This window comes from Limnospira sp. PMC 289.06, from assembly GCF_032350395.1.
In the GTDB taxonomy this organism is placed as follows: domain Bacteria; phylum Cyanobacteriota; class Cyanobacteriia; order Cyanobacteriales; family Microcoleaceae; genus Limnospira; species Limnospira platensis.
The window spans coordinates 1-739 of record NZ_JARPLC010000405.1 but is presented as its reverse complement, the minus strand read 5'-3'; the positions used below and the strand labels follow the sequence as shown (position 1 = coordinate 739).

Sequence of the window (739 nt, the reverse complement as noted above, 5' to 3'; positions counted from 1 at the left end):
TGTTTGTGTTGCTCAAAAAGTTGACTAAATATTCAATATAGTTTTGATAACGATTATCGTTACCAGCATCCCACACACCACCATCAGAAGGCGCACCCTTGTAGCTGTCGTGCCAGGGGTCAGCGCACCACTCCCAAACATTCCCGTGGATATCATACAAGCCAAAGGCGTTGGCTTGTTGAAACTGACCGACGGGGGTAGTTTTTTGGCGGTAGGCTCCCTTGGGTCCTGAGCCATAGGTGTAGCTGCCATTATAGTTGGCGAGGTCGGTGGTCAGGGTATCACCGACGTGAAAGGGGCTAGTAGTTCCGGCGCGGGCTGCATATTCCCACTCGGCTTCACTCGGTAATCGGTAGGGTTTGCCGATTCTTTTCGAGAGGCGGGCACACCACTCAACTACATCATACCATGAAACTCTTTCAACGGGAAGATTTAATCCTTTAAAATGTGAGGGGTCTGGGCTCAGGTCCCGTTGGAGTTTGGGGAAACTAGCCACTTGTCGCCATTGTGCTTGGGTAACCGGATATTTCCCCATCAGGAAGGGTTTAATCGTGACTTGGTGTTGGGGTCTTTCATGATTATAACTTTTTGCTTCACCACTCGGCGCACCCATAATAAAGGTTCCCCCCGGAATCATTACCATCTCCAGAGTCACACCATTTCCCAGGTCTTCGATAATACATTCAGCCTGACCGCGACGGCGGTTAATTTGTTGTCCATTGGAATTGACCGTAACGAT

At 49.5% G+C, this 739-nt stretch carries 1 protein-coding gene; it reads right to left on the bottom strand.

Translation table 11 applies throughout. The annotated features are described in order from the left end of the window. A partial coding sequence (locus P5674_RS25465) for a formylglycine-generating enzyme family protein (protein WP_315670450.1) occupies positions 1-739 on the bottom strand: 739 nt, incomplete at both ends.